Origin of the sequence: Micromonospora rhizosphaerae, from assembly GCF_900091465.1 — a bacterium.
GTDB classification, from domain to species: Bacteria; Actinomycetota; Actinomycetes; order Mycobacteriales; family Micromonosporaceae; genus Micromonospora; species Micromonospora rhizosphaerae.
The window spans coordinates 1673812-1700516 of record NZ_FMHV01000002.1 but is presented as its reverse complement, the minus strand read 5'-3'; the positions used below and the strand labels follow the sequence as shown (position 1 = coordinate 1700516).

The window sequence follows — 26705 nt, the reverse complement described above, 5'->3', positions numbered from 1 at the left end:
GGATCGAGTGCCGTCGCCGATCGCAATCGGTCACGGACGCGACGTGACCGCCGCGAGCAGGCCGGCCAGCCGCCGGCCGGTCCGGGTCTGCGCGTACGGGATCAGGGCCAGCGCCTCCTGCCACGCCCGCACCGCGGCGTCCTGGTCGCCTGCGGCGGCGAGGGCATCGCCGAGCAGCGCCAGCACCTCCGCGGCCGGCGCCGACGCCGAGGCCTCCTGGTATGCGACGGCCGCCTCGCGCCAGCAGTCGACCGCCTTGCCGAGCTCCCGGCGGGCGGAATGCACCTGGCCGAGCACCTCCCACGCCTCGGCGATGCCCAGCCTGTACTGCGCTCCGCGCGACAGCGCCATCGCCCGCTCGGCGCAGCGCACGGCCTCTTCCTCCCGGCCCAGTTCGGCGTTGCTCGCAGCCATGATCACCAGGGCGTCCGCCAGCAGTTTGTCGTCTCCGGCCGCCCATGGCCCCAGCGCCGCGGAAAGCGTCCGGACGACCTCCTCGTGTCGCCCCTGGGCGCCCAGGATCATCGCCCGGTTGATCCCGGCCCGGGTCATCTCGTCGTGCAGGCCGAGCCGGGCGAGCAGCTCGAGCGCCTGGTCGAGATGCCCGACCGCGGTCTCGTGCTCGCGCCGGAAGTAGGCCGCCCCGGCCAGGCTGCGGTGCATCCGGGCCTGCCCGACCAGGTCGCCGCCCGCCCGGGCGGCCTCGAGGGCCACCTCGCCGGTCGTCGTCCAGTCGGCCCACCGGCCGCTGCGGTCGAAGAAGTGCTGCATGCCCAGGGCGAGCTGCCAGGCGTCGGTGTGCCGGCCCTGCCGGGCGGCCCGGCCGACCAGCGCGATCAGGACCTGCCGCTCGGCGGTGAACCAGCGCATGGCGTCGCCGTGGCCGGCGAAGCGCAGCGGGGTCTCGCCCGGCCCCGGCTCGATCATCGGATGGTACTCGGAGGCCAGCAGCCGCCGGTCCGCCTGATAGCAGGTGGCCCGGTAGAACTGCAGGCAACGCAGCTCCGCGGCGGCGCGCTCGGCCGGGCTGTCGTGCTCCTCGCCGAGCTCCGTGGCATAGGCCAGCAGCAGGTCGTGGGTGCGGTAGCGGCCCGGCAGGTCCTCGCTGATCAGGTGCGCGCGGCTCAGCTCGCCGATCAGCGCCCGCCCGGTCCGCAGCGGGACGCCGGCCAGGCCCGCCGCCCCGGCGATCGAGATGTCGGGGCCGGGATGGATCGGCAGCAGCCGGAAGAGCCGGGCGGCCGGGGCGGAGAGTGCCTGGTAGGACCAGGAGAAGACGGCACGCAGGCCGGTCTGCGGGTCGTCGCCGTCGAAGCCGTCCAGGCTCCCGGGCGCCTGGGCCAGCTCGGCGGCGATCTGCGCCGGTGGCGTCCGCGGCAGGCTCGCCGCGCGGGCGGCCACCACGGCCAGCGCGAGCGGCAGCCGCCCGCAGCTGGCGATGATGGCGTCGATCGCGGCCGGGTCCGCTGCGACGCGGCCGGCGCCGAGCGGCCCCAGGAGCGCCGCGCGGGCCTCGTCGACGCTCGGCAGGCCGACCGGCAACGGGTGGGCGCCGGCCGTGGTCAGCAGGGTGCTGAGCCGGCTGCGGCTGGTAACGATCACCAGACAGCCGGGGCTGCCCGGCAGCAGGTGCCGGATCTGCTCGGCGTCCCGGCAGTTGTCGAGCACGATCAGCAGGCGCCGGCCGGCAAGGCTGCTGCGGTACATGCCCGCCTGGGCGTGCAGCTCGTCGGGAATGCCCTCCTGGGGCACCCCGAGCGAGCCGAGGAAGCCGCGCAGCGCCTCGGCCGGGCTCATCGCCGGCTCCCGCCCGTCGTATCCGCGCAGGTCGACATACAGCTGCCCGTCCGGGTAGCCGGCGGCGAACTCGTGGGCAAGGTGGACGGCGAGGGCGGTCTTGCCGATCCCGGGCATGCCGTCGATCGCGAGCACCGCCGGCCCGCCCGGGCGCGCTACCGCCGCGCGGGCCTCGGCGATGAGGTCGTCCCGGCCACTGAAGAAGGGCAGGTCCGGCGGCAGCTGCACGGGCCGGGGGAGTGGCGACGGCGACTCGGTACGCGCCGGCCGGGTGCGCTGGTGCAGCACCCGGTCGTACGCCTCCCGCAGCTCCTCGCCCGGATCGATGCCCAGATCGTCGGCGAGCCGGCGGCGCACCACCCGGTACATCTCGACGGCTTCCGCCTGGCGGCCGTCGGCGGCGAGCGCCAGCAGCAACCGGCTCTGCAGCGACTCGTCGAGTGGGTGCTGCTCGGCGGCCTGCCGCAACGACACCAGCACGGCGCTCAGCCGGCCGCAGCGCTCGGCGGCGTCGGCGGCCTCGCGCACGGCCTGGGCGCGTTCGGCCTCCACGGCGAGGAACGCGGGATGCCGGCGGGAGGCCGGTTCCAGGCCCGCGGCGCACCGGCCGCGCCACAGCCGCAGCCCGTCGAGGGAATGCCGCAGCGCCGACTCCGGGTCGCCGTCCTGCAGGCTCCGGCCCGCCAGCCGGCTCAGCGACCGGAACTTCAGCAGGTCGAGGGACTCCTCGTCGGCGCGCAGCCGATAGCCGGAGAGCTCCCGGAGGATGTGCCGGCCCGCCGACCGAGTGGGCAGGCCGGGCTCGAGCAGCCGCCGGAGCACCCCGACGTGCCGGTGCACGACGTTCGCGGCGCTGGCCGGGGCGTCCTCGTCCCAGAGCAGGTCGACCAGCTCGGCCAGGGAGACCGGGGAACCGGCCCGGGCCAGCAGCAACGCGAGCACCAGGCGCTGCTGGCGGGCGCCCAGATGCAGCTCGGCGCCGGCGCGGACGACCCTGATCGAGCCGAGCACCGAGAAACGGATCGTCTCTCCCGCCGCCGCTCGCACACCGGCAACGGTAACCGGCCGATCCGCCACCGGAGCTTGCGGCCACAGGCCCAGGGGCGAGACTGGGTCTCCGGGACGGCGACGGGAGAGGCAGGGCCGATGACGACGGTGGTCAGTTCGATGGCCGAGCGCGTCCGGCAGGGCGTCGTCGGCGAGGTCGGCCTTTTCGACGGGCCGTACGGTGTGTTGGAGGTCAACGCGTGCCGGCGTCGCCGCAGCGACGCGGCGCTGGTCGGCTGTCAGGAGTTGTGCCGCGAGTTGGCCGCGTCCGGGTCGGGCACGCTCGCCGAATAAGTGAACGAGGCGCGGCGGACCGGCCGGGATGCATGCCCCCTGCGCGCATCCCGGCCGGCGGGACCAGCGTCACCGGTCTGACGTGGCCCCGACGGTGCGTGTCCGCCGCGGACGACGCACCGTGTCCATGGTGGACCTCAGCCCTGCCGGCGGACCAGGGTCCCGGTCGGGTGTCGCCCGCTGATCGTGCCGACGGAGGCCGCGAACGAGGATCCGGTGTAGGTGGTGCCCTGCCGAGCGCCGGCGCCGCCGAGTCTGGCCGTCGCGCCGCCGCGCGCCCCGGGGCCGGGCGATCCGAAACCGGGCGTGGCCGGGTTGCCGCGCGACACGGGGGCCGACGTCGCCGTGCCGCCGACCCGCACCGGGGCCGACGTCGCCGTGCCGGTGAGCGGCACCGGGGCGGGGTGCGGCGGAGCGGCGACCGGGCCGGCCCCCGCCGAGGCGATGACGGCCTGGGCGTCCCGGCGACGCCGGTTCCAGGCGCCCCGGTCGCCGTCGAAGTAGCCCTGGCGGTAGCCGAAGCGGTAGCCGATCCGGTAGCTGAGCTGGCCGTGCAGCCGACCGGCCGCGTAGCTGGTCGAGGCGAGGACGAGAACGAGGACGACCGCGAGGAACGGGCTCATCCGGCCGCTCCCGCCGGCGCGGGCACGCCGGGCCGTACCGCGGTGGCGCGCTGGGTCATCGCTCCTCCGGCTCGACCGAATCGACGACCAGCAACCGCTCCAGATCGGCCGTGCTGACCTCCTCGACCAGCTCGACGCTGATCCGGCAGCCGCCCAGCACGACCTCGGCGACCGAGGAGCGCCGGATCTCGCCGCCGGCGTCGTAGACCCGGACGCTCAGTTCGGGACAGCCGAGGTGGGTACGCCAGGCGTTCCACTCTGCCCGGTCCCCGACGCTCAGCGACAGGTAACGACAGCCCCGGGCGAGATAGAGGCGCCATGGCGCGCTGAGCCCGGCGGCCACGCCCTCGGCGATCAGCCCGAAGGCCTGGGCGCGGGTGGCGAGTTCGGTCACCGCACCCTCCCGGCACTCGCGGAGTGACGCATATGAGCACTGATCGTCTCATGCACGTGACACACCGTAAGTTGTCTCATGAGCGTGACAGTATCAGCTTTTCGTCTGTTTGCTGCCGTACTCGCGGGCATCTATTCTGCCCGGGTGACACCCCTCAGGAACAGCGCTGGATCGTTAGCCGGAAGTTCGGTCGCCCCGTCACGTAGGCGTGACAGTGGCGTCCCCGGCCATCCCGGGACGGGCGACTGGTCGTACCGTCACGGGGTGACCGAGACCGCCAACGCACGGAAGATCGCGTTCGCCACCTTCGTCCGCCGGGCGCTCGACGACGCCCGGGCCATGCGGGCCTGGAGCGGCACCGAGGTCTCCCGACGCACCGGCGTCTCCCGCCAGACCATCAACCGCTGGGTCCGCGGCGACTGGGCCAGCGATCCGGAGGTCGAGCGGGTGGTCGCCTTCTGCGACGGGCTCGGGCTCAATCCGGCCACCGCCTTCACCGCGCTCGGCTGGGACCGGACGGCTCCGCCGCGCAGCGCCCCGCACCCCCCGCCGATGGATCCGGACGTCGAGGCGCTGCTGCGCCGGCTGGTGGACCCGAACGTCTCGGACGCGGAGAAGTTCCACATTCGGGAGACCATTCGCTACCTCGCCTACCGTCCGACGATCCCTCTCGATGCCGGAAAACGAGGCAGGCGGGCCGGGTAGTAGGCAAGCCGGGCAGTTCCTCAGATGGCGAAAGAACGGTAGGACAGACCCGGCAGTTCCGCTCCGGGGCCGGAACGGGCGCGCTAGCGTCCGTATCCGTACTGCTTGGGCTCGTCTTCGGCGGGGGGACGGGACAAGGCCGAACCAGCCCTGCGGGACAGAAGGAGGGGTCGTTCATGACCCTGAAATGGTGGGCCGTCGTGGTCGCGGTGGTGTCGGTGACATTCTGCGTGACCGGCAACGTGGTGGCCGGCGTGGTCGACGGCGGGCAGCTTCCTCTGGTCGTCAATCTCTTCGCGCTCACCATGGCCGGCACCGCGGTGGTCCTCGCCGTCGTCGCCGAGCTGCACGACCGGCTCAACGACCGGGTCAGCGCGCTCACCGAGTTCCTGGTGGCCCGGCTGAACGAGATAGAGGCGCACACCGGCGACCGGAACACCGGCTTCGTGGAGGGCTACCTGCTCAGCCAGGGCCAGGAGGCGGCGGTGCTGCCGTTCGGCCGCCGGGGTCGGGGAGCCGCCGAACGGTGAGTCGCCGCGGCGGCTGAGCGTCACGTCTCGGCCACGATTGAGCGACCTCGCCCGGGGTACGCTGTCGCGCGTGCCGCCGTTGAATCTGGGGAACCAGCCGCCGAAGACCCCGTTGGACGTCGAAGACGCGTGGCGCGCCACCGCCGAGCGGGCGGCCGATATGGTGCTCTCCTTCGACTTCGACGGCACCCTCGCGCCGGTGGGCGACGACCCGACCGCGGTCCGGCCGGCCCCGAAGGTGCTCGCCGCGCTGCAGGCGCTCGCCCCGGTCGTAAGCCGGATCGCCATCGTCTCCGCGCGACCGGTGGAGTTCCTCCGCGACCAGTTCGGCGGCCTCGCCGGGATCGACCTGTACGGACTCTACGGCCTGGAGCACAGCCACTCCGGTGGCGAGACGGTGACCGAGCCGGCCGCCCTGCCCTGGGTGCCCACCATGGCCGAACTGGCTGACCAGGCCCGGGCCGAGCTGCCGCCGGGCGCGCTGGTGGAGTTCAAGCGGCTCTCCGTCGCGCTGCACTGGCGGACCGCGCCGCAACTCGGCGACCTGGTGCAGGAGTGGGGCCGCGCCCAGGCCGAACGGCTCGGGCTGCGCTGCCAGGCCGGCCGGATGGTGCTGGAGCTGAAGCCCCCGGTCGACCGGGACAAGGGCATGGTGATCGGCGAGATCGTCCGGGAAGCCGGCGGCGCCTGGTACTTCGGCGACGACGTCTCGGACATCAAGGCCTTCGCCGCGCTGCGCGCCCGGGCCGCCGCCGACCCGCACTTCATCGGCGTCTGCGTCGCCGTGGCCAACCCGGAGACCGGTCACGAGGTCGCCGACGCCGCCGACCTAACCCTCGACTCCCCCGCCGCCCTAGGCGACTTCCTCACCCGAGCCCTCCCCCACCTAGCCTGACCGCCCCACCACCCTCCCGTCCCCGCGATCTTGCAGTTTCGGTGGGGACGAAAGCGGCGAGGCCCACAAAAGGGCAACCCAAAGTGCAAGATCGCGGGGGGCGGGGGGTGGGGGGTGGGGGGTTGGTCAGACGCCGAAGCGGCGTTGGCGGGTGGCGTAGGAGCGCAGGGCGCGGAGGAAGTCGACCCGGCGGAAGTCGGGCCAGTTCAGCTCGCAGAAGTAGAACTCCGAGTGGGCGCTCTGCCAGAGCATGAAGCCGGAGAGACGCTGCTCCCCGCTGGTCCGGATGATCAGGTCCGGGTCGGGCAGGCCCTTGGTGTAGAGGTGCTCGGAGATGTGGTCGACGTCGATCGAGTTGGCCAGCTCCTCGATGGTGCCGCCGCCCGCCGCATGCTCCAGCAGCAGCGAGCGGACCGCGTCGGCGATCTCCCGCCGGCCGCCGTACCCGACCGCGATGTTGACCTGGGCGCCGCCGCTGCGCCCCCGGGTGCGCTCCTCGGCGGCCTTCAGCGCGGCCGCGTGGTGCGCGGGGAGCACGTCGAGCGCGCCCACCATCCGCAGCCGCCAGGGGTTGCCCTCCTCGGCCAGCTCCGTGGTGAGGTCCTCGATGATCTGGAGCAGCGGGTCCAGCTCGGCGGCCGGCCGGGACAGGTTGTCGGTGGACAGCAGCCAGAGCGTGACGTGGCCCACCCCGGCGGCGTCACACCAGCGCAGCAGCTCCTTGATCCGCTCGGCGCCCATCCGGTGGCCGTCGTTCGGGTCGACGAAGCCCATCTCCCGGGCCCATCTGCGGTTGCCGTCGCACATGACGCCGACGTGCCGGGGCACCGGCTTGCCCGCGAGCTTCGCCGTCAGCCGGCGCTCGTACACGGAGTAGAGGAGTTTCCGCAGAGTCATCACCTTGCAGGGTAGCGACCCCGGTTGAAGATCAGCGCCGCGGTGCTTGATCCCGCATCGGGAGACCGATGCCGATCATGGCGAGGGTCCGCGCGTCGAGCCGCCCGTCGCCCAGGCCCAGCTCGACCACGTTCCGGTAGACCCGGTCGTCGCGGCGGGCCGCCCGGACGGCCGCGTCGACCACTCGCCGCCGCCGGGCCAGCCAGGCCGCGACCGTGCTGTGCCGCAGGTGCGTGCCGAGCCGCCGGCGCAGCGTGTCGGCGTACCGGCGGGCCGCCTGCCCCGGGGCGCCGGCCGCCGCCGCGCCAGCCAGTGCGCCGGAGCGCAGCGCGTAGAAGATCCCCTCGCCGGTGAACGGATTGATCAGCGAGAACGCGTCACCGGCCAGCACCACCCGGCCCCGCCCCGGCGCCGGCCGGTGCGTGGAGAGCGGCAGGTGGTGGGCGCGCAGCCCGGTCACCGCGGCCAGGTCCGTGCCGGGGAGCAGGGCGGCGAGGCGGTCCAGCAGGTGCGCCCGGGTCAGCGGCTCGCCGCGCAGCACCTCCCCGTACCCGACGTTCGCCCGGCCGTCACCGATCGGGAAGGACCAGGCGTACGCCGGCCAGCGCGCCGCCGAGGTGACGATGAGCTGCTCGGGCGGGCCGGCCAGCGCCGGAGCGTACCCCCGGATGGCCAGCGCCAGGTGGCGGTCCGGGTTCACCGGCTGGCCGAGCGCCCGGCGGACCACCGAGCCGGCGCCGTCCGCGCCCACCACGGCCCGCCCGGACAGCTTCCCGTCCAGCACCACCCGGTCTTCGCGGACCTCCAGCCGGCGGACGGTGTGCCGGCGCAACTCCGCTCCGGCAGCGACCGCCGCCGCCACCAGCCGGGCGTCGAAGACCTCCCGGGGCACGGTGTACGCCGGCCGGGGCAGCGCGCGGGCCACCGCTCCGCCGCCCGGCCCGACCAGCCGCAGCGCGGGCAGCGGGGCGTAGCCGGCGACCGCGTCGGTCACGCCCAGCTCGGCGAGCACGTCGAGGGCGTGCGCGGCGACGCCGTCCCCGCAGGCCTTGTCCCGAGGGAAGTCGTCCCGGTCGAGCAGCAGCACCCGGGCTTCGGCCCGGCGGGCGGCGAGCGCGGCGGCCGACCCGGCCGGCCCCGCCCCGACCACGATGACGTCGAACTCGTCGCCCACGAAGCACTCCCTCCGCGGCCGCCGCCGCGCGCCCGGCTCCTGATCGCCCACCCCGGCCCATCCTCCCCCGCCCACGCTCACACACGCCGATCCCCCACCGGACCGCCCCACCGCCAGCCCCGCCCGACGGGTTGATCAAGAAGTTTGCGTCTTTGACCGACCAGGATCGCGACCAAAACCTCTTGATCAGCTCGCGGTCCGCGCGGGCAGGCGCAGGCGGCGGGTCGGGCGCGGGGGTCGGGCTAGGCGGGCACCGGGGGAGGCTCGGCGGCGCGGGCGGCCCGCCGGAGGCCGTACAGGGCGAGGGTGGCGGCGGCGACCAGGGGGCCGCCGTCGCGGATCAGGCCGTCGAGGCCGAGCAGCCACCAGCAGAGCGGCAGGTCGACGGCGAGCACACCGAGCGTGACGGCGACCAGCATGGTGCGCGCCCAGGCCCGGCCGCGCATCAGGAACAACGTGCAGAACAGCACCAGGTAGCTGACCGCGATGCCGGCGACGAACCAGAACAGCACCGCCGGCACCGCGCTGAGCCGGCCGTCCAGGATGGATCCCCCGGCCACCAGGGCCGGGACCAGCATCAGCGGGCTGTAGGTGAAGGCGGCGACCCGGCTGGTGAGCAGCCAGCCGGTGACCGGCGGCCGCTTCGGCGCCGACTCCCGCCAGGAGATGGTGCCGCCCTCCACCACGAGCGTCTTCCGGTGCCTGACCAGGTGCCCGCCGACGGCGTCGGAGCGGTAGAGCAGCGCGACCACGGCCACGCAGAGCGCGGTGAGCAGACCGAAGCCGAGCAGCCCCGGCAGCGGCGGCACGCCCTGCCGGGGTACGACCAGCCGGCCGACCGCGAAGACGGTGGTGACGGCGAGGATCAGCCCGAACGGCCTGGCACCGGTACGACCGCGGTTGACGTGCCCGATCAGCACCAGGAAGCCGAGCGAGCGCAGCATGGCCCAGCCGGTGCGTACGGCCAGGCCGAACTCCTGCTCCGGGGCGTACCACCAGTTGAGCAGCTCGACCACGACGGTGGCCGCCGCCGTGACCGCGAGCAGCGTGGTGAGCGCCCGGACGGCGGACGGCCGCCGGACCTCGGTGGTCTCGGCGGCCGTCCTCATGGGATCCGATGATGCCCGGTCCGGGCTCGGATCACACCTGTCGCTGTGGCTGCTCCGCGTCGAGCCGGGCGCGCAGCGCGTCCAGCTCCGCCCAGAGGACGCCGGGGAGCTTGTCCCCGAACTTCTCGAACCACTCGGTGACCAGCGGCAGCTCCCGGCGCCACTCCTCCGGGTCGACCTTGAGGGCGATCCGGACGTCCTCCGCCGTCATGTCCAGACCCTCGACGTCGAGCGAGTCCTGGGCCGGGACCATGCCGATCGGGGTCTCGACGGCCTCGGCGCGCCCCTCGAGCCGCTCGATGACCCACTTGAGCACCCGGGAGTTCTCGCCGAAGCCCGGCCAGAGGAAGTTGCCCTCCGGGTCCTTGCGGAACCAGTTCACGTAGTAGATCCTGGGCAGCTTCGCCGCGTCGCCGTCGGCGCCCTTGCCCATCTCGATCCAGTGCCGGAAGTAGTCGCCGGCGTGGTAGCCGATGAACGGCAGCATCGCCATCGGGTCGCGCCGCACGACGCCGACCGCGCCGGAGGCCGCCGCGGTGGTCTCCGAGGAGAGGGTGGCGCCCATGTAGACGCCGTGCACCCAGTCGCGGGCCTCGGTCACCAGCGGGACGGTGTCGCGGCGGCGGCCACCGAACAGGATCGCGTCGATCGGCACCCCGTTCGGGTCGTAGTAGTCCTCGGCGAGGATCGGGCACTGGATGATCGGGGTGCAGAACCGGCTGTTGGCGTGCGAGGAGAGCTCCCCGCTCTCCGGCGTCCAGTCCCGGCCCTTCCAGTCGATCAGGTGGGACGGCGGGTCACCCATGCCCTCCCACCAGACGTCCCCGTCGTCGGTGATGCCGACGTTGGTGAAGACCGAGTTGCCGCGCTCGATGGTGCGCATCGCGTTGGCGTTCGTCTTCCATCCGGTGCCCGGCGCGACGCCGAAGAGGCCGTACTCCGGGTTGATCGCGTAGAGCCGGCCGTCGGGGCCGAACCGCATCCAGGCGATGTCGTCGCCGATGGTCTCGACCTTCCAGCCGGGGATGGTCGGCTCGAGCATGGCGAGGTTGGTCTTGCCGCAGGCCGACGGGAACGCGCCGGCCACGTGGTAGACCTTGCCCTCCGGCGAGGTGATCTTGAGGATCAGCATGTGCTCGGCGAGCCAGCCCTCGTCCCGCCCCATCACGCTGGCGATGCGCAGCGAGTAGCACTTCTTGCCGAGCAGCGAGTTGCCGCCGTAGCCGGAGCCGAAGGACCAGATCTCCCGGGTCTCCGGGAAGTGCGAGATGTACTTCGTCTCGTTGCACGGCCACGGCACGTCCTGCTGGCCGGGGGCGAGCGGGGCGCCGATCGAGTGCAGTGCGTGCACGAAGTCCGCGTCGTCGCCCATCGCCTCAAGAATCTTGGCGCCCATCCGGGTCATGATCCGCATCGAGGCGACCACGTACCCGCTGTCGGTGATCTCGACGCCGAACATCGGGTTCTCGGCCTCGGTCGGGCCCATGCAGAACGGGATGACGTACATGGTGCGTCCGCGCATCGAACCGCGGTACAGGTCCGTCATGGTCCGCTTCATCTCGTCCGGCGCCATCCAGTTGTTGGTGGGGCCGGCGTCCGCCTCGTCCGCGGAGCAGATGTAGGTGCGCTCCTCGACCCGCGCGACATCGCCCGGGTCGGTACGCGCGTAGAACGAGTTGGGCTTCTTCTCGGGATTCAGCCGGATCAGGGTGCCGTTCTCGACGAGCTCGTCGGTGAGGCGGCGCCACTCCTCATCGGACCCGTCCACCCAGACGACCCGGTCGGGGGTGGTCAGTTCCGCGACCTCTCGGACCCAGGCGAGCAGTTTGGGGTGGGACGTCGGGGCCTGTTCGATACCCCGAACCGTGGCCGGAGCAACCATGTCACATCTCCTTGTGGTCGACGCTGACCTATCTATGGGATGCACGAGTTCTGGCGAGCGAGTCAGTCGCCGTCGTGAAAACCTGGGATTGGGCTCAGCGTAAACCGGGCTGCCTCGCCAGTCAGTGGGACTGGTTGTGAAGAACTGCACAAGGTACGGCCACGCTGCGGCATCGCGAGCTAATACCCGCTTTCGCGCGCAGTTTCACGCAAATCCTGTGGGCAACCTTCGGCGGGCACGCTCGTGCCGACCCGCTGCCGGTGCACCATGAGCGGAAGAGCGCGCCGGTGCCGCGACCGACGATTCGGCGATCCGGCCCGCAATCCTCCACAGTCGGTTACGCTCTGCTCACGGGAGACCGGAACGGCGCCACGCCGCTCGGGCGGTCGGCGGTCGCACGCTGTCACTGGACGGGAGGCGCTCGGTGTCCACGGCGCGCGCCAGCCGGATCCGCTCGTGACGCGGGCGATGTCCGCCCGTGGTTGGTACCCGTCCCGCGCGCCGACACCCGGTAGGCTCGGCGGGTGGCCGCGACGATGACCGGGGACAAACCAACCCCTTCGCAGACCCGCCCGGGTCTGGTCCGCTCCCTCATCGACCGCTTCGGTCATCTCGTCCGCGAGCTGAGCAAGTTCGCCACGGTGGGTGGGCTCGCGTTCTTCGTCGACTTCGCGCTCTTCAACTACCTGGCCAGCGTCCAGCACGTCCCGCCGCTCGCCGCGAAGACCATCTCCACGGTGGTCGCCGCGACCATGGCGTTCCTCGGCAACCGGTTCTGGACCTGGCGGCACCGCCAGCGCTCCAACCCGGCCCGCGAGTACGCGCTCTTCTTCTTCTTCAACGGTGTCGGCCTGGGCATCGCGGTCGCCTGCCTCGCGATCAGCCGGTACGGGCTCGGCAGCATCTGGCCGGGGGTGTTCCAGACCCCGCTGGCCGACAACATCGCCAGCTTCCTCGTCGGCACCGGCCTCGGGACGCTGTTCCGATTCTGGTCGTACCGACGGTTCGTTTTCGTGGAAGCGGGAACTCCCCCCGCTCCGGGAACGAGCCACGACCGAGACTCCGGGGCGTGACCTACCGCCCAACCCGTCCCGCCGGGCCGAGCCGGCCCTGCCCGCTGCCCTAAGGTGTTCCGCATGCGTCTTGTCCGTCTGCTGCCCGAGCGCTGGCAGAAGTTCATCCACGAGGCGCTCAAATTCGGCATCGTCGGCGGCATCAACACCGTCATCAATTACGCGGTGTTCAATGCGCTTGCACTCACCGTTTTCCGCAACGGCCAACTGAAGGCGACGGTGATCGCGACCATCGTGGCCACGATCACGTCGTATCTGATGAATCGGCACTGGACGTACCGGGACCGACCCAAATCCGCCCTGCGGCGCGAGTACGTCCTGTTCTTCCTGTTCAACGCGACCGGCCTACTCATCGAACTCGGCGTGCTGGCGGCGGCCAAGTACGGCCTCGGCGTGACCAGCCTGCTCGCGCTGAACGTGGCGAAGACCGGTGGCGTGCTGCTGGCCACCCTTTTCCGCTTCTGGTCGTACCGGACCTTCGTCTTCCAGCCGGCTCCCGCGCACGCCGCCAAGACCTGGCACACCATTCCCCGAGACGAATGGGACACCATGGCGGAGATGGACCCGGTGGCGGAGCTGGCCGAGTCGATCAGCGAGCTGGAGGAGGTCCAGCCGCAGCCCGGCGAGTTGCGCACCCGCGCGAACGGGTGGCGGGGGGCCGCCGACTACGGTGCGCCGAGCCAGGGCCGCCCCGCCCCGGCGGACGCCGGGCTGGGCCGCACCCTGGGCGACGACCTGGACGCGGAACTCGCCGCGGAACTCCACGCCGGCACCACCCGCCGCTCCCCCCGCCGCTGATCGGGGCCGGGCCCGCCCGTCGACCTGATTCGGAGGCTTGCGCCCTCGGATCGGGCGCAACCCTCCGAATCAAGCAGAAGGTCAGGAGGTGGGGTCGCGGAGGGGTTTGCCCTCACGCATGTCGGCGAGGATCTCGCGCATCTCGCCGTCGCCGAGGGAGTGCTTGTCGTGGTGGGCCTCCACCAGCTCGTACAGCTTGGTCTGCACCCGGTCCACCCGGGGGACGTCCCGCAGCACCGACTGGCCCCGCTCGCCGGCCGACTCGATGGTGAGCGTGCCGCAGCCGAGCAGCCGCTCGACGAAGCGCTGGTGCATCGAGTGGTCGTTGATCCGGGTCAGCGGGAGGTCCCGCCGGTTACGGGAGAAGACGCCCTCTTGGAGCAGCACCCGCTCGTTCGTGAAGAGGTAGTGCGTGGTACGCCAGAGCAGGAACGGCCAGAGCCCGAGCCAGAGCGTCAGGACCAGGCCGAGGGCGGCGATCGCGTAGAGGGCGATCGTCCCGCCGTCGCCCTCGGGCAGCAGGATCCAGCCCGCCACCACCAGCGCGACGGCGAGCACCAGCACCAGGATCGGCCGGATCAGCGCCTTCCAGTGCGGGTGCAGGTGCAACACGACATGCTCGTCCTCGGAGAGCACGTCTTCGGGGAACGCCACGGAAACCTCCTCGCAGAACAGGACGCGCTGACCGTAACCGGTCAGCGCTCGTCGGCGGATCAGCCGCGCGGCGGGTGTTGTGACCGGGCTCCTGCCGTCACCGCAGGTGCAGCACGTCGCCGGCGGCCAGGCGGAGTTCACCGTCGGCGGTGTCGACCAGGAGCTGACCGTCGAGGTCCACTCCGGTGGCGGTGCCGGTGAGCTGCCGGCCGTCCGGGAGCAGCACCCGGACCTCGCGCCCGACCGTGGCGCAGGCGGCCAGGTAGGCGTCGCGCAGGCCGCTGACCTCCGCGTCCCCGCCGGCCGAGCGCCAGCGGTCGTACCAGTCGGCGAGCGAGCGGAGCAGGGCGCGCAGCAGCGGGTCCCGGTCGGTCGCCGCGGCTCCGGCCAGTTGCAGCGAGGTGGCCGGCAGCCCGGTCGGGTTCTCCGGCAGCTCGTCCGCGCGGAGCGTGACGTTGAGGCCGATGCCGACCACGATCGCCGGCGGTTGAGCCGGGGACGTCCCGGGCAACGCCTCGGCGAGCACCCCAGCGCACTTGGCGCCGTCGATCAGCAGGTCGTTGGGCCACTTGAGGCGGGCCTCCAGCTCGGCGAGCCGGGCCACCGCCTCGACCAGCGCCACCCCGGCGAGCAGCGGCAGCCAGCCGTACCCGGTGGGCGGGACGGGCCACCAGTCGCGCTCCGGGACCGCCTCGCCGGGCCGGAGCAGCACGCTGGTCGCGATGCCGGCCTGCGGCGGGGACTGCCAGACCCGGCCGCGCCGGCCCCGGCCGGCGGTCTGCCGCTCGGCGACCACCACCAGGCCCTCCGGCTCGCCGGCCCGGGCGGCCTCGACCACGTCGGCGTTGGTGGAGCCGGTCTCCGCGCGCAACTCCAGCCGCCGCCACGGGCCGTGCGGGGCGACCAGCGCGCGCCGCAGCCGGGCCGCCGACAGCGGCGGGCGGTCCAGATCGGTGTACGGCGAGCCGGGCATCCCGCCAGCCTACGGCCCCGCCCCGGCGCGTCGGGCGGATGCCGCCGACTGGTGGCGGGCGGCGGCCGCGGCGCACTGAGGCGAACTGCACAGCGGCGCCCACCTGAACCATCGTTATATTCCCTGGGTGACTACCGAGACCGGGATCAACATCCACAGCACCGCGGGCAAGCTGGCGGACCTGGAGCGCCGGGTCGACGAGGCGGTGCACGCCGGGTCGGCGCGCGCGGTCGAGAAGCAGCACGCGAGGGGCAAGAAGACCGCGCGGGAGCGGATCGAGATGCTGCTCGACGAGGGCTCCTTCGTCGAGCTGGACGAGCTGGCCCGGCACCGGTCGACGAACTTCGGGCTGGAGAAGACCCGCCCGTACGGCGACGGCGTGGTGACCGGCTACGGCACGGTGGACGGCCGGCAGGTCTGCGTCTTCGCCCAGGACTTCACCGTCTTCGGCGGCTCGCTCGGCGAGGTCTTCGGCGAGAAGATCATCAAGGTGATGGACCTGGCCATGAAGATCGGCTGCCCGGTCATCGGCATCAACGACTCCGGCGGCGCCCGGATCCAGGAGGGTGTCGCCTCGCTCGGCCTCTACGGGGAGATCTTCTTCCGCAACGTGCGGGCCAGCGGCGTCATCCCGCAGATCTCGCTGATCATGGGCCCGTGCGCGGGTGGCGCGGTCTACTCCCCGGCGGTCACCGACTTCACCGTGATGGTCGACCAGACCTCGCACATGTTCATCACCGGCCCCGACGTGATCAAGACGGTCACCGGCGAGGACGTCGGGATGGAGGAGCTGGGCGGCGCCCGGACCCACAACTCGCGCAGCGGCAACGCACACTACCTCGGCACCGACGAGGAGGACGCGATCGAGTACGTCAAGGCGCTGCTGTCCTACCTGCCGTCGAACAACCTGGACGAGCCGCCGGTCTTCGAGGCTCCGGCCGACCCGACGATCACCGACGAGGACCGGGAGCTGGACACGCTGATCCCGGACTCGGCCAACCAGCCGTACGACATCCACCGGGTGATCGAGCACGTCCTGGATGACGGCGAGTTCCTCGAGGTGCAGCCGCTCTACGCGCAGAACCTGGTGGTCGGCTTCGGCCGGGTCGAGGGGCGTCCGGTCGGCGTGGTGGCCAACCAGCCGATGCACTTCGCCGGCACGCTGGACATCGCCGCCTCCGAGAAGGCGGCCCGGTTCGTGCGCACCTGCGACGCCTTCAACATCCCGGTGCTGACCTTCGTGGACGTGCCCGGCTTCCTCCCCGGCACCGGGCAGGAGTGGGACGGCATCATCCGCCGCGGCGCCAAGCTCATCTACGCGTACGCCGAGGCGACCGTGCCGAAGGTCACCGTGATCACCCGCAAGGCCTACGGCGGCGCGTACGACGTGATGGGTTCCAAGCACCTCGGCGCGGACCTGAACTTCGCCTGGCCGACCGCGCAGATCGCGGTGATGGGCGCGCAGGGCGCGGTGAACATCCTCTACCGCTCTGAGCTGGCGAACGCGGAGGACCCGGCCGCGCTGCGCGCCGAGCTGATCACCGAGTACGAGGACACCCTGGCCAACCCGTACATCGCCGCCGAGCGCGGCTATGTCGACTCGGTGATCCCGCCGCACGAGACCCGTACCCAGATCGTCCGCGCGCTGCGCGTGCTCCGCACCAAGCGCGAGACCCTGCCCCCGAAGAAGCACGGCAACATCCCGCTCTAGGAGTCCGCCGAGGGATCCCCGCGTCCGCCGCGGACGCGGGGATCCCTCCTCAGCAGGGCGGGTTCGCCGCCGGGCACATCCGACCCGCGGCGGTCCTGCCCAGCGCTGCCAAGTCGGCGTAGCTCAGGCCGGGGCCGCGTCGGGGGCCGTCGACCGTGTCCTCGAGCGTGTCCGGACCGGTCGCGATCACGGTGACCAGGTCGCCGACCCGCACCACCATGCTGACCTCGATCGGCGGGGTCGCGGCCACCGTCGTCCCGTCGGCGCGGCTGCGGGGCGCGAGCGACACGTGGCGCAGCATCACCGACTCGTCACCGGCGAAGTTGGTGATCGGCGTCTCCCACCGGTGCGTGCTCACGGTCGGCACCGTTCGGCCGGCCAGGACCACGGATCCGGTGTGCTGCCACTCGGCACAGGCGTCGAGCAGCAGCGAGACGGTACCGAAGAGCAGGCGGCTCCGGTCCGGATCGATGCGGTAGACGTCCTGGGTGAGGACCGGGCCCGGTGCCGCCGTCCGGTCGGCCGCCGCCCGCAACAGGGTCTGCGACCGTGAATAGCGGGAGGTGGGTTCGGTCGACGGCACGCCCCGGTCGCGGCCGCACGACTCCAGCACAGGGTCGACCCGTACCGTCTCCCCCAGGCCGGTCTCGCCGAGTCGCACACCGGTCTTCAGCGGCACGTCCCGCGGGATGAGCAGGGCCTCCTGCGGGATCTCGGCCGGCGCGGCGGTCACCGTCGACGCGGGCGTGGCGGCGACCGGCGGTGCCGGCGTCGCCGACCGCCCGGCCGCCGCGTACGCGGAGCTCGACACCACGGCGAGCACGGCGGCGGCGGCCGCCACCACCGCACGCCGGGTGCGGCGGCGGGCCCGGGCCCGGATCTCGGCCGGCTCGGCCCAGCGGACATCCCGCAGGTCCCGGCGCAACCGTTCGGCGAACGTCAGGTCGTCACGCATCGGCGGCCTCCTCCAGATCAACCACCGCGAGCAGTCCGGCGAGCGCGGCGCGCCCCCGGGAGAGCCGGGCCTTCACCGTGCCAACCGGGGCCGCGGTCTCCCGGGCCACCTCGGCGACCGGCATGCCGAGCAGGTAGTAGAGGGCGATGGCGACGCGCTGCTCCTCCGGCAGCCGACGCAGCGCCGCCACCACCTCAACGGTGTCGGTGCTCGGGGCCGGGCTGATCTCCTCGGCCCCGTGCCGCAGGTAGGCGCGGGCCCGACTGCGCAGGCTGCGCCAGCGGCTGACCGCGATCCGGCTGGCCACCACCCGCACCCACGCCTCCGGGTCGTCGTACCCGCTCACCGTCGACCAGCGCTGCCAGGCCCGGATGTACGCCTCCTGGACCGCGTCCTGGGCCTCGGCGAGGTTCCCGGTGAGCACGTAGACGAAGCCGAGCAGCCGTTGCCGGCTGCCCCGGTAGAACTCGTCGAACCCGTCGACGTCCGGCACCTGCTACCTCCCCCGTGGCGGTCGCAGGGGACACGCCTGATGTCGTGGCCCCGGTTGCCGCTCAGCCGATCATTTTCTCCAGCTCCACCAAGGGGAAGCCGCCGGCGGGGATCCGCTCACGTGCCGCCCGGCGGACGGCGAGCTGGACGGCCGCGTTCGCCGGCGTCGGTACGCCGTGCAGCCGGCCGAGCAGCACGATCTCGCCGTTGAGGTGGTCGGCCTCGGCCGAGCCGGTGCCCCGGGCCAGGCTCTGCCAGGTGGACCCGCCGGCCCGCTCCTCGCCGTCGACCGGCCGGTGTCGCACCTTGTCGCCGCGCTCGGCCGCCTCCTCGTCGGGCGAGGTGTGCGCGATCCCGGCCGCGGCGAGCGCCGTCACGCCCTCGGCCCAGACCCGCTCGGCAAGCGACTCCGGGATGTCCTGGCCGAGCAGCGCCTGGAGTCCGTTGCCGAGGTTGCTCAGCAGCTTGCCGTACTTCCAGCGCATCACGTCGTCCCGCACCGGGGCGACGAACCCGGCGGCGGTCAGGTCGGCGCCCACCGCCCGGCTGGTGTCGTCCGATCCGGACGGATAGCGGCCCAAATGCAGCATCCCCGGGTGCGGGTGGCCGCTGGCGACGACCACGCCGGGCTCCAGGTGGGTGGCGGGCAGCCACACGCAGACCGGGTGGACCCGGGCGAAGAGCCGCAGCGCGGCCCGCTCGTTGGATACCCCGTTCTGCGCGGTGAGCAGCGGCAGCCGCTCCCCCGCCGTCCCGCCGCCGTCGACCGGGGCGTCCGCCCAGGCGGCCAGCGCGGCGGCGGTGTCCTGCGACTTCACGGTCAGCACCAGCACGGCGTCGGCGGGCAGCGGCCGGTCGTCCGGTCCGGCCACTGCGGGCAGCCGGGCGGTCACCGTACCGTCCGGGGAGCGCAGGGTGAGCCCACGCTCGCGGATCGCGTCCAGGTGCGCGCCGCGGGCCACCAGCGTGACGTCGCGGCCGGCCTCCGCCAGCCGTACGCCGATGGTGCCGCCGACCGCGCCCGCTCCGATGATCACGTATCGCATGCGTCCGATTCTGCCGGGTCGGTGAGGGTGGCCAGGTGAACCAGCCACGGCTGACCACCGGGCGAGACGTACCGCTCCCGTCGCAGCGGGGTGAATCCGGCGTCGGCGAGGAGGCCGTGGACTCGTCGGGGTCGTAGCGGGCGAAGAACCGGTCGACGTCCTGGCCCGGCCATCGGGTCCAGATGTCAGACGCTCAGGCCGGCGTCGGTGAGGATCGGCCCGGCCAGCAGCGCGGCGCCGACGACCAGCGCGAGCAGATTCATCAGGAAGAAGACGGCCACCCAGAACAGGGCCGGGAACGGGGTCAGCCGGGCGAGCTGGTCGGCATCGGACTGCGGCATCCGGCCCCGGCCGCGCAGGCGTTGCAGCTCCACCACGGGGCGTACGCCGCCGAGGAGCAGGAACCACACCGAGGTCCAGGCGAAGGCGGCCTGCACCTGCGGCGAGGCGTACCAGGAGACGGCGAGCACCACGCCGCCGGTGATCAGCAGCGAGACCACGCCGAAGACGTTGCGGATCATCACCAGCATGGCCAGCAGCAGCGCCACGGCCACCCAGAGCAGCAGCGTGATCCGGTTGCCGCCGAGCAGCCAGGCCCCGGCGAGGCCGACCAGTGAGGGGGCGACGTAGCCGGCGAGCAGGGTGAGGATCATTCCCGGGCCGGTGGGACGACCGGCGGAAAGGGTGAGGCCGGAGGTGTCGGAGTGCAACCGGATGCCGCGCAGCCGGCGGCCGGTCAGCAGCGCCATGAGGGCGTGCCCGCCCTCGTGGGCGATGGTGACGGCGTTGCGGGCGATCCGCCAGGGCAGCCGGGTGGAGACCACCACCAGCGCGACCACGGCGGTGAGCAGGACCAGCAGCGGCGGCGGATCGGGCTGTGCGCCGAAGAGCTTGTCCCAGAGGGTGGTCAGGCCGTCGATCAGGGGCATGGGGCGCGAGCCTACCGGCCCCCGCCGCGCCGGTCAGCACCTGTCGCACCGGCCCACCGCGGTTACGCTGAGCGTCATCGATCGATCAATGTCATGACGGCGAATGTCTATGAAAAGTTCTTTAGGACCTCTTGCGATCTAGGGCAGTTAACTCCAAAGATAGTCGTCAATCAATTGACGTCCCTGGAGGCATCAATGGCCCGTACCAGACTCCCCGTACGCCGACTCCTCGCCGCCAGCCTCACCATCGTCGCCACCGCGGCGGCGGCCCTTGTGGCCACCGCCGGACCGGCCGCGGCGGCCACCACCCCCGGCATCGACGTCTCTCGCTACCAGGGCACCATCAACTGGACCAGCGTCCGCAACGCCGGCATCCAGTTCGCCTTCATCAAGGCCACCGAGGGCACGAGCTACAAGGACCCGAACTTCAACAGCAACTACACCAATGCCTACTACGCCGGGGTGATCCGGGGGGCGTACCACTTCGCCCGGCCGAACATCTCCGGCGGCGCGGCCCAGGCCGACTACCTGGCCAGCAACGGTGGCGCCTGGTCCGCCGACAATCGCACCCTGCCGGCCGCGCTCGACCTGGAGGCCAACCCGTACAGCGGGGGCTACTGCTACGGCAAGACCACCTCGGGGATGCGCACCTGGATCAGCGACTTCCTCAACCGCTACAAGTACCGCACCACCCGGTACGCGGTCATCTACACCACCACCAGCTGGTGGAACCAGTGCACCGGCAGCTGGACGGGCCCGTGGGCCAACCACCCGCTCTGGATCGCCCGCTGGTCCACCTCGCCCGGTACCCTGCCGGCCGGCGCGCCGGTCTGGAGCTTCTGGCAGTACACCAGCACCGGGACGGTCTCCGGGATCAGCGGCAACGTCGACCGCGACTACTGGAACGGTGACCGGACCCGGTTGCTCGCCCTGGCCAACAACACCCCCTGACCCGCCCGGGGAGACAGGTCGGCGGCAGCGGGACCGACCATCACCGTACGGTCGATGGTTGGTCCGGCTGCCGCCACCGTCTGTCGTACGCGGGTCAGGCCCGCCGTCGCGCGGCGACCGGCCCGGGCATCCTGCCCTCCCCGGCCAGGGCGGTCCGCCGCGCCAGGCGCCAGGCCGCCACCCCCGCGACGGTGACGGCCACGACACCGATCAGCGCGACCAGCGCAGGGACGCCGGCGCTCACCAGCAGGAGGACGATGTCGCCGAGCGCGACCAGCATCCACAGTGCCAGCCGGGGTCGGCCGTCCTTGCACCGGTAGCCCATGTCGTACCTCCTTCCGTCGTCGAGGGATCAATTACCCCGTCCTACGGAAGGCCATGCGGATCACTTCCGCGGTGGCGGAATTTCCGGTCTCAGTTCACCCGATCCGGCTTGAAGCCCTTGGTGATGACGCCCCAATTTGCCACGTTGGTCTCCCAGTCCTTCACCGGCACCTCCCAGCGGAGGGCGTAGCCCCGGTTGCTGGCGGTGGCCATGCCACGGTTGCGGACGTGGATCCGGGTGCCGTCCCGGTCCTCCAGCCAGTCCCAGTCCGCACAGGTGCGATAAGCGTCGCAGCGGGTGATGCCGAGGTACTCGTAATTGCTCACGTAGTTGCGGCGGTACGGCTCCTGCGCCTTCCAGTCGGCGTACGCGTCCTTCTTCGGCGAGTCGGTCCACTGGACGTACAGCCTCCGCAGGCCGCCCGGCTCGGAGAAGGTGACCGAGTTGCGGCCGTTGCTGCTCCGCCAGCCGTCCGGAAGCGGGACCCGGAAGCCGTTCGGGCCCCGGTAGTAGCGCCAGCCGGCGGGCAGGGCGCTACCGGAGGAGGCGCTGGCCGAGGGCGCTTGGCTCGAGGGCTCGATGATCGGTGGCGGAGCGGCCGGCTCGGAAGTGGGCTCCGCCGCCGACGGCTCCACCGAGGCGGTCGCATGGGTCTGCTGACCGCCCTCGTCCTGCGGATCGTCGCCGCTGTTGAGCAGCGGGACGGCCACCACCAGCCCGAGCAGCAGGAGCGCGACCAGCCCGGCGATCAGCAGGTTGCGCCGGTTGCGGTCCGGCCTCGTTCCCGGGACGACGGCGGCCCGCCCGGCCGACGGCGCCGGGCTGCCCGGGGCCGGCATGACGGAAGTCGGGTTCGGCTTTTGCGGCGGAGGCGCGTCGACCCGGGTGTCGTCGACGGCGGCCGGCTGCGGGGCGTCGACGCGGGTCTCGTCGAGGGCGGGCGTCGGCGTGCCGACCTTCGCCGTCGCGTCGGCGTCCGGGGTGGACACCGACGGCTCGACCGTGGCGGGTACGTCCGATTCGGCCAGCCCCTTGGCAGCCGCACCAGCGGCGGCACCCGTACCGACGTCGGGCTTGCGCGGAGCCGGCGCCGCGGTCCGCCGGCCCGACCCATCCTCGGCCGGGCGTGGCGCGGGCACCAGCGGCGGGCGCGGTACGCGGGGACCGTTCGGACCCGGCCGGCGTACCCCGTCCAGCAACGGGATCCCCCTGGTCCGCTTGCCGCTGGCCCGGCGGAGCAGGCGCTCGGCCACCTCGGCGGTGATCCGCTCGGCCGGGTCCTTGCGCAGCAGGCCGCTGAGCACGGGCTTGAGCGGCCCGGCGTTCTTCGCCGGCGGCAGCGGCTCGGTGGCCAGCGCAGCCAGGGTGGCGATCGCCGACGGCCGAGCGAACGGGGCCTTGCCCTCCACCGCCGCGTAGAGGGTGGCGCCGAGCGACCAGAGGTCGGCCTCCGGCCCGGCCGTGCCGTCCCTGGCCCGCTCCGGCGCGATGTACGCGGGCGAGCCGAGCACCATGCCGGTCCGGGTGACGGTGGGGTCGCCGGGGACGGTGGCCAGCCCGAAATCGGTCAGCACCACCCGGCCGTCCTTGCCGAGCAGCACGTTGCCCGGCTTGATGTCCCGGTGCATCACGCCAGCCTTGTGCGCGGCCTTCAGTGCGCCGAGCACGCCGAGCCCGATCTCGACCGCCTTGGCCGGCGACACCGGCCCGTCTTCGGCGAGGGTGTCCTGCAACGACTTGGACGGCACGTACTCCATCACGATCCACGGATCGCCGTCGGTGCGCAGCACGTCGAAGATGCGGACCACGTTGACGTGGTTGAGCCGGGCGATGGCCCGGGCCTCCCGCAGCGAGCGTTCCCGCATCTCGCGGCGCTCCTCGGGGGTGAGGGTGGGCGGCGGGACGAGTTCCTTGATGGCAACGTCCCGGTGCAGCACCTCGTCGCGCGCCTTCCACACTCGACCCATGCCGCCCTGGCCGAGCGGCGAGATGAGCCGGTATCGGCCAGCGACGAGTTGGGGAAGCGCGTTCGACATCGCTGAGACGGTACCCGGGACCGCCGACCGTCACACCGTCGGCACGCCACTGTGCGGCGAAGGTCAACTTCTCGGCGCGTACGCTGAGGCCATGTCTGCCGAAGAGCCGCTGGTCCGGGTCGTCCGGGGCGTGCCGACCGCCGAGGAGCTGGCCGCGCTGGTCGGCGCGATCGTCCTCCGGTCCCGCCCGACCGCCGCCCCCGCCCCGGTCGCCGTTTCGACGTGGGCGCGCAGCGCTCGCCCGGCGGGCGCGACGCCCGTCGCCGGTCCGGGCGCCTGGCGCGCCTCCGGCCTGCCGCGCTGACGCTCCCGGGGTACGACACGCCTGAGCTGGGGCGGGGTCATCAGGACTGCCCACATCGCGTCGCAGCCATTAACCTCACTCAGGGAAACCGTGCGGTGACTGGCAGGGAGGGTCGATGATCCCCGAGGAGAACCGGCCAGCGGGCTGGTTGCGTGGCTACGGCGGCATCGAGGCCGACATCCGACAGATGCGCGAGTTCGCCGATCGGCTCCAGGCGGAGGTCGAGCGGAACTACACCCCCCACCTGTCGTACATCGCGGACGACCTGACCGCACCGATCCCCAACCCGGCCGACGCGTTCGTCGAGCTGGTCCACTTCCTGCAGGCACACCACGAGACCCAGAAGGCGACCGCCGAGGTGGTCTGGGGCGTCGCCGGCGCGACCGGCCGGCTGGCCGGCGCGGCGGGCCGGATCGCCGACGACTACGCCCACTCCGACGCGTTCTCCTCAGCCCGGGTCGCCGACGTCGAGCGCGCCCTCGCCGATCCGTCCCCGTCCGCGTCGCGCCCCCTGCCGGTGCTGCCGGATCAGGCGGGGCCGGAGAGCGGGCGGGTGGTGCTGCCGTGATCGAGCGGGGCAGCGGCCGGACCTCCGGCCTCACCGACTGGCAGCTGATGGACGTGCTCAGCATGTGGGCCTGCCTCCAGGACCACGACACCACGGGGCATTGGAAGCAGGTCGCCGGCTGGCGCAAGGTCGGCGACCTCGCCCTCACCCACCTGAGCCGACTCCAGGAATATCGCCGCGGGCTCGCCGAGGCGTGGCCGCCGGAGACCAACGCCGCCGCCCGGGCCTACATCGGCGAGCTGGACCAGCTGATCGAGAAGGTGCAACGCACCCACGACGCGGCCGCCGCGAACTACGACGCGCTCGCCGCCGCCACCCGCGCCATCAGCAGCACCCGCGCCGAGCTCAAGCCGATCTACGACCAGTACGCGGCCAAGCTCCAGCAGAAGCAGGCGTACGAGGCGACGGTCGCCGACCCCAAGGCGGTGGCGGGGAGCCGGCTGCCCGACCAGCCGCCGGTTACCGACGACGACCTGGAAGGGCTCAACATCCAGGCGCGCAGCCTGATGACGGGCCTCAGCAGCGAACTCCAACAAGCCCAGGTAATGCTGCAAAAACCGCCTGCAATGCGGCCTTCAGTGCACTCGGGTGACCCCGACGTCTATGGCAATAGCGCTGCCACAGCTCCAGTCATCCCGCCGATTGTGCCGGTTCCGATGGCCCCTTCCGGCGGTGTACGGTCGGTGCGCCGGTCTGCGACGCCGGCGCCGGTACCCACACCGACCACCCAAGGGGTCGGCCCAATCCTTGGTGGGGTTGCCACCGGGCTGGCACAGACCCCCGCCAACCCCGGCCTTCACGGCGCCACGCCGGCCGTGCCACCAGCGTCGCCACCCGGGATGGGGCTGACACCGACCCTGCCAGCCATTTCCGGTTCACCGACTCGGCCCGGCACGCCCAGTACGCTACGGAAGCAACCGGGACCGGTGGGCCGCTCGGTCGGCGATGGTGTGAATAGGTCGCTGCACCCCACTCCGCCTCGACCGATGCCGCCCGGCGGCTTGATCGGCGGCACCCCGGCGCTGGGGCTCGGTCCTCCGGGCGGAGCCACGCCTCCGCGTCGGGTCAACCCCGTCGGCGGGATAATCGGAGGTGGCGGCGCTGGCACCGCGCCGACGGGCGCGGCCGGCTCACGTCCAGGTGCGGGGCGTGCTTCGCAAACTGGCGGGATGCACGGCATGTCGCCGATCGGCGGCGCCCCCGGTTCGGGCAGCACCTCAGGTCTTGGCAGCCCACCCCGACGGCCAGGTTGGCAGGAACCCGGGGATTCCGAATCGCGCCGTTGGGACCCAGACCAGCCATGGAAGATCGACGAGGGGGTGCCTCCGGTGGTGCGCCCACTCGAGGGGGAGGGGCCTATCGATCCGGGGCCCGCCATCGGCTTCGACCGGTGACACGGCCCGGCAGCCGGGCAGCCTTGGCCGCTTTGCTCCTATCAGCGGCAGCCCTGCCTCCGGTCGCACCTGCCGCAGCTGAATCGCAGCCATCTGGGCCCGATCGAATCCGAGTTGATCAATGGCACCTGCGTTATCTGAAGGTCGACGAGGCGCATCGACTCAGCCAGGGTGACGGGATCATCGTCGCAGTGCCGGACACTGGCGTAGACCGCCACCCTGATCTCCGAGGCAACCTTCTTCCCGGCACCGACATTATTTCTGGCGGCAGCGGCGACGGCCGCCAGGACCGGGACAGCCACGGCACCGCCATGGCTGGCCTGATCGCCGCTCATGGCCGAGACGACGGCACAGGGGCCCTCGGTATTGCCCCCAAAGCCAAGATCCTGCCGATCTTCGCCTCTCCTCCACGTGGCGACGGTGATCCCGATGCCCTGGCCGAGGGCATCGAGTACGCCATATTGCACGGCGCCGATGTAATCAGCATTTCGTCTGTTGGTGGACGCAGTTCGCGACTCACTCAGGCGGTAGACAGTGCCCTCAGCGCGAACATCATCGTTGTCGCGGGCGTAGGCAACCGCCCACGCGACCAGATAGTCGGCTATCCCGCCAGCCACCCCGGCGTCATAGGCGTCGGCGGAGTCGACGAGACGGGCGAACATGCCTCTATATCGGTCAAGGGCCCCGAAGTCGATGTCGTAGCGCCAGCAGTGAATATTTTCAGCACCAGCTTTGACGGCAATTACTCAAAGGCCACCGGCACATCCGACGCCACTGCGATCGTCGCCGGGGCCGCCGCATTAATCCGGTCCAAGTACCCCTACCTGCCCGCTCAGGAGGTCGCCCACCGGCTCACCGCCACCGCCATCGACAAGGGCCCACCCGGCCGCGACGACGAGTACGGCTACGGCGTCATCGACCTGGTCGCGGCGCTGACGGCAGACGTACCTCCGCTGGGTTTCGAATCGGCGACGGCGAGCGCGCCGACGACCGCGGCGGCGGAGCCGGCGGGGGGCGACGGCGAGGACGATGGCGCGACAGCGCGCGGGCTGGCCACGCTCGGCGTGCTGGTGGTGGCCGCCGGCGGCTACCTGCTCGTCCGGCGGCGTCGACGTGCCACCGACCCGCCGCCTCGGATCAGCCGGTAGC

27 protein-coding genes are annotated in these 26705 nt (G+C 72.5%); 12 read left to right on the top strand and 15 right to left on the bottom strand.

Going from position 1 to position 26705, the window contains the following annotated elements:
* Nucleotides 1-30 precede the first annotated feature (30 nt).
* Nucleotides 31-2844: an AfsR/SARP family transcriptional regulator gene (locus tag GA0070624_RS08305; RefSeq protein ID WP_141714958.1), complete on the bottom strand. Its 2814-nt coding sequence runs from the start codon at nt 2842-2844 to the stop codon at nt 31-33.
* 99 nt (nt 2845-2943) lie between these two features.
* Between GA0070624_RS08305 and GA0070624_RS08300 the strand changes: the two genes are divergently transcribed.
* The gene (locus GA0070624_RS08300) at nt 2944-3138 is read left to right on the top strand and encodes a hypothetical protein (RefSeq protein WP_091338455.1); all 195 of its coding nucleotides are present in this window, start codon (nt 2944-2946) and stop codon (nt 3136-3138) included.
* Between the two features lie 137 nt (nt 3139-3275).
* Here GA0070624_RS08300 and GA0070624_RS36790 read toward each other — a convergent pair whose 3' ends face one another.
* Nucleotides 3276-3761: a hypothetical protein gene (locus tag GA0070624_RS36790; protein WP_091338452.1), complete on the bottom strand. Its 486-nt coding sequence runs from the start codon at nt 3759-3761 to the stop codon at nt 3276-3278.
* 55 nt (nt 3762-3816) lie between these two features.
* Nucleotides 3817-4155: a hypothetical protein gene (locus tag GA0070624_RS08290; RefSeq protein ID WP_091338449.1), complete on the bottom strand. Its 339-nt coding sequence runs from the start codon at nt 4153-4155 to the stop codon at nt 3817-3819.
* A gap of 264 nt (nt 4156-4419) precedes the next feature.
* On the opposite strand from GA0070624_RS08290, the gene GA0070624_RS08285 reads away from it, so the two are divergent.
* From GA0070624_RS08285 to otsB, 3 genes are all read left to right on the top strand, one after another.
* A complete protein-coding gene (locus GA0070624_RS08285; protein WP_091338446.1) occupies nt 4420-4860 on the top strand; it encodes a helix-turn-helix domain-containing protein in 441 nt (146 codons plus the stop codon).
* A 176-nt stretch (nt 4861-5036) separates the two neighbouring features.
* Nucleotides 5037-5390 (top strand): hypothetical protein, encoded by a 354-nt coding sequence (locus GA0070624_RS08280; RefSeq protein WP_091338443.1) that lies wholly within the window; start codon nt 5037-5039, stop codon nt 5388-5390.
* Between the two features lie 70 nt (nt 5391-5460).
* On the top strand, nt 5461-6285 hold the full coding sequence (gene otsB / locus GA0070624_RS08275; protein ID WP_091338440.1) for a trehalose-phosphatase: 825 nt from the start codon (nt 5461-5463) through the stop codon (nt 6283-6285).
* A 126-nt stretch (nt 6286-6411) separates the two neighbouring features.
* Here otsB and GA0070624_RS08270 read toward each other — a convergent pair whose 3' ends face one another.
* The 4 genes from GA0070624_RS08270 to GA0070624_RS08255 all read right to left on the bottom strand — a co-directional run bounded on the left by GA0070624_RS08270 (nt 6412) and on the right by GA0070624_RS08255 (nt 11347).
* On the bottom strand, nt 6412-7182 hold the full coding sequence (locus GA0070624_RS08270) for an isoprenyl transferase (protein WP_091338438.1): 771 nt from the start codon (nt 7180-7182) through the stop codon (nt 6412-6414).
* Nucleotides 7183-7213: 31 nt separating this feature from the next.
* Nucleotides 7214-8356: a geranylgeranyl reductase family protein gene (locus GA0070624_RS08265; protein ID WP_091348381.1), complete on the bottom strand. Its 1143-nt coding sequence runs from the start codon at nt 8354-8356 to the stop codon at nt 7214-7216.
* A 242-nt stretch (nt 8357-8598) separates the two neighbouring features.
* A complete protein-coding gene (locus GA0070624_RS08260) occupies nt 8599-9465 on the bottom strand; it encodes a hypothetical protein (RefSeq protein ID WP_091338435.1) in 867 nt (288 codons plus the stop codon).
* A 31-nt stretch (nt 9466-9496) separates the two neighbouring features.
* A complete protein-coding gene (locus GA0070624_RS08255) occupies nt 9497-11347 on the bottom strand; it encodes a phosphoenolpyruvate carboxykinase (GTP) (RefSeq protein ID WP_091338430.1) in 1851 nt (616 codons plus the stop codon).
* A gap of 536 nt (nt 11348-11883) precedes the next feature.
* On the opposite strand from GA0070624_RS08255, the gene GA0070624_RS08250 reads away from it, so the two are divergent.
* Together GA0070624_RS08250 and GA0070624_RS08245 are read left to right on the top strand one after the other, a co-directional pair.
* Nucleotides 11884-12420, top strand: coding sequence for a GtrA family protein (locus tag GA0070624_RS08250; RefSeq protein WP_091348377.1), 537 nt, complete (start codon nt 11884-11886; stop codon nt 12418-12420).
* Between the two features lie 63 nt (nt 12421-12483).
* Nucleotides 12484-13218 (top strand): GtrA family protein, encoded by a 735-nt coding sequence (locus GA0070624_RS08245; RefSeq protein WP_091338426.1) that lies wholly within the window; start codon nt 12484-12486, stop codon nt 13216-13218.
* A gap of 81 nt (nt 13219-13299) precedes the next feature.
* Here GA0070624_RS08245 and GA0070624_RS08240 read toward each other — a convergent pair whose 3' ends face one another.
* Both GA0070624_RS08240 and GA0070624_RS08235 read right to left on the bottom strand, forming a co-directional pair.
* Nucleotides 13300-13872: a PH domain-containing protein gene (locus tag GA0070624_RS08240; RefSeq protein ID WP_091348374.1), complete on the bottom strand. Its 573-nt coding sequence runs from the start codon at nt 13870-13872 to the stop codon at nt 13300-13302.
* A gap of 97 nt (nt 13873-13969) precedes the next feature.
* On the bottom strand, nt 13970-14845 hold the full coding sequence (locus GA0070624_RS08235; protein ID WP_091338423.1) for a biotin--[acetyl-CoA-carboxylase] ligase: 876 nt from the start codon (nt 14843-14845) through the stop codon (nt 13970-13972).
* 127 nt (nt 14846-14972) lie between these two features.
* Here GA0070624_RS08235 and GA0070624_RS08230 point away from each other — a divergent pair, with 127 nt between their 5' ends.
* Nucleotides 14973-16556 carry an acyl-CoA carboxylase subunit beta gene (locus tag GA0070624_RS08230; RefSeq protein ID WP_091338421.1) on the top strand — a complete coding sequence of 528 codons (1584 nt, stop codon included), beginning with the start codon at nt 14973-14975 and terminating at the stop codon, nt 16554-16556.
* A 49-nt stretch (nt 16557-16605) separates the two neighbouring features.
* Here GA0070624_RS08230 and GA0070624_RS08225 read toward each other — a convergent pair whose 3' ends face one another.
* The 4 genes from GA0070624_RS08225 to GA0070624_RS08210 form a co-directional block, all read right to left on the bottom strand.
* Nucleotides 16606-17511: a hypothetical protein gene (locus tag GA0070624_RS08225; protein ID WP_091338417.1), complete on the bottom strand. Its 906-nt coding sequence runs from the start codon at nt 17509-17511 to the stop codon at nt 16606-16608.
* A complete protein-coding gene (locus tag GA0070624_RS08220) occupies nt 17504-18004 on the bottom strand; it encodes a SigE family RNA polymerase sigma factor (RefSeq protein WP_091338414.1) in 501 nt (166 codons plus the stop codon). Before GA0070624_RS08220 ends, GA0070624_RS08225 begins: the two co-directional genes overlap by 8 nt.
* Before the next feature lie 61 nt (nt 18005-18065).
* Nucleotides 18066-19049 carry a ketopantoate reductase family protein gene (locus GA0070624_RS08215; RefSeq protein ID WP_091338411.1) on the bottom strand — a complete coding sequence of 328 codons (984 nt, stop codon included), beginning with the start codon at nt 19047-19049 and terminating at the stop codon, nt 18066-18068.
* A gap of 185 nt (nt 19050-19234) precedes the next feature.
* The gene (locus GA0070624_RS08210) at nt 19235-19978 is read right to left on the bottom strand and encodes a M50 family metallopeptidase (protein ID WP_091338408.1); all 744 of its coding nucleotides are present in this window, start codon (nt 19976-19978) and stop codon (nt 19235-19237) included.
* A gap of 195 nt (nt 19979-20173) precedes the next feature.
* Between GA0070624_RS08210 and GA0070624_RS08205 the strand changes: the two genes are divergently transcribed.
* On the top strand, nt 20174-20929 hold the full coding sequence (locus GA0070624_RS08205; protein WP_091338405.1) for a GH25 family lysozyme: 756 nt from the start codon (nt 20174-20176) through the stop codon (nt 20927-20929).
* 94 nt (nt 20930-21023) lie between these two features.
* On the opposite strand, the gene GA0070624_RS08200 is transcribed toward GA0070624_RS08205, so the two are convergent.
* Together GA0070624_RS08200 and GA0070624_RS08195 are read right to left on the bottom strand one after the other, a co-directional pair.
* Nucleotides 21024-21254: a hypothetical protein gene (locus tag GA0070624_RS08200; protein WP_091338403.1), complete on the bottom strand. Its 231-nt coding sequence runs from the start codon at nt 21252-21254 to the stop codon at nt 21024-21026.
* Nucleotides 21255-21343: 89 nt separating this feature from the next.
* Nucleotides 21344-23290, bottom strand: a complete 1947-nt coding sequence (locus GA0070624_RS08195) for a serine/threonine-protein kinase (protein ID WP_091338400.1) — start codon at nt 23288-23290, stop codon at nt 21344-21346.
* Between the two features lie 91 nt (nt 23291-23381).
* Here GA0070624_RS08195 and GA0070624_RS08190 point away from each other — a divergent pair, with 91 nt between their 5' ends.
* From GA0070624_RS08190 to mycP, 4 genes are all read left to right on the top strand, one after another.
* Nucleotides 23382-23594 (top strand): acyl-CoA carboxylase subunit epsilon, encoded by a 213-nt coding sequence (locus GA0070624_RS08190; RefSeq protein WP_091338397.1) that lies wholly within the window; start codon nt 23382-23384, stop codon nt 23592-23594.
* 115 nt (nt 23595-23709) lie between these two features.
* Complete coding sequence (locus GA0070624_RS08185) at nt 23710-24162, top strand: hypothetical protein (protein WP_091338394.1); 453 nt, start codon at nt 23710-23712, stop codon at nt 24160-24162.
* A complete protein-coding gene (locus tag GA0070624_RS08180) occupies nt 24159-25556 on the top strand; it encodes a hypothetical protein (RefSeq protein WP_091338391.1) in 1398 nt (465 codons plus the stop codon). Before GA0070624_RS08185 ends, GA0070624_RS08180 begins: the two co-directional genes overlap by 4 nt.
* Complete coding sequence (mycP, locus tag GA0070624_RS08175) at nt 25553-26704, top strand: type VII secretion-associated serine protease mycosin (RefSeq protein ID WP_091338389.1); 1152 nt, start codon at nt 25553-25555, stop codon at nt 26702-26704. The genes GA0070624_RS08180 and mycP overlap by 4 nt, the downstream gene beginning before the upstream one ends.
* Nucleotide 26705: the final 1 nt, after the last annotated feature.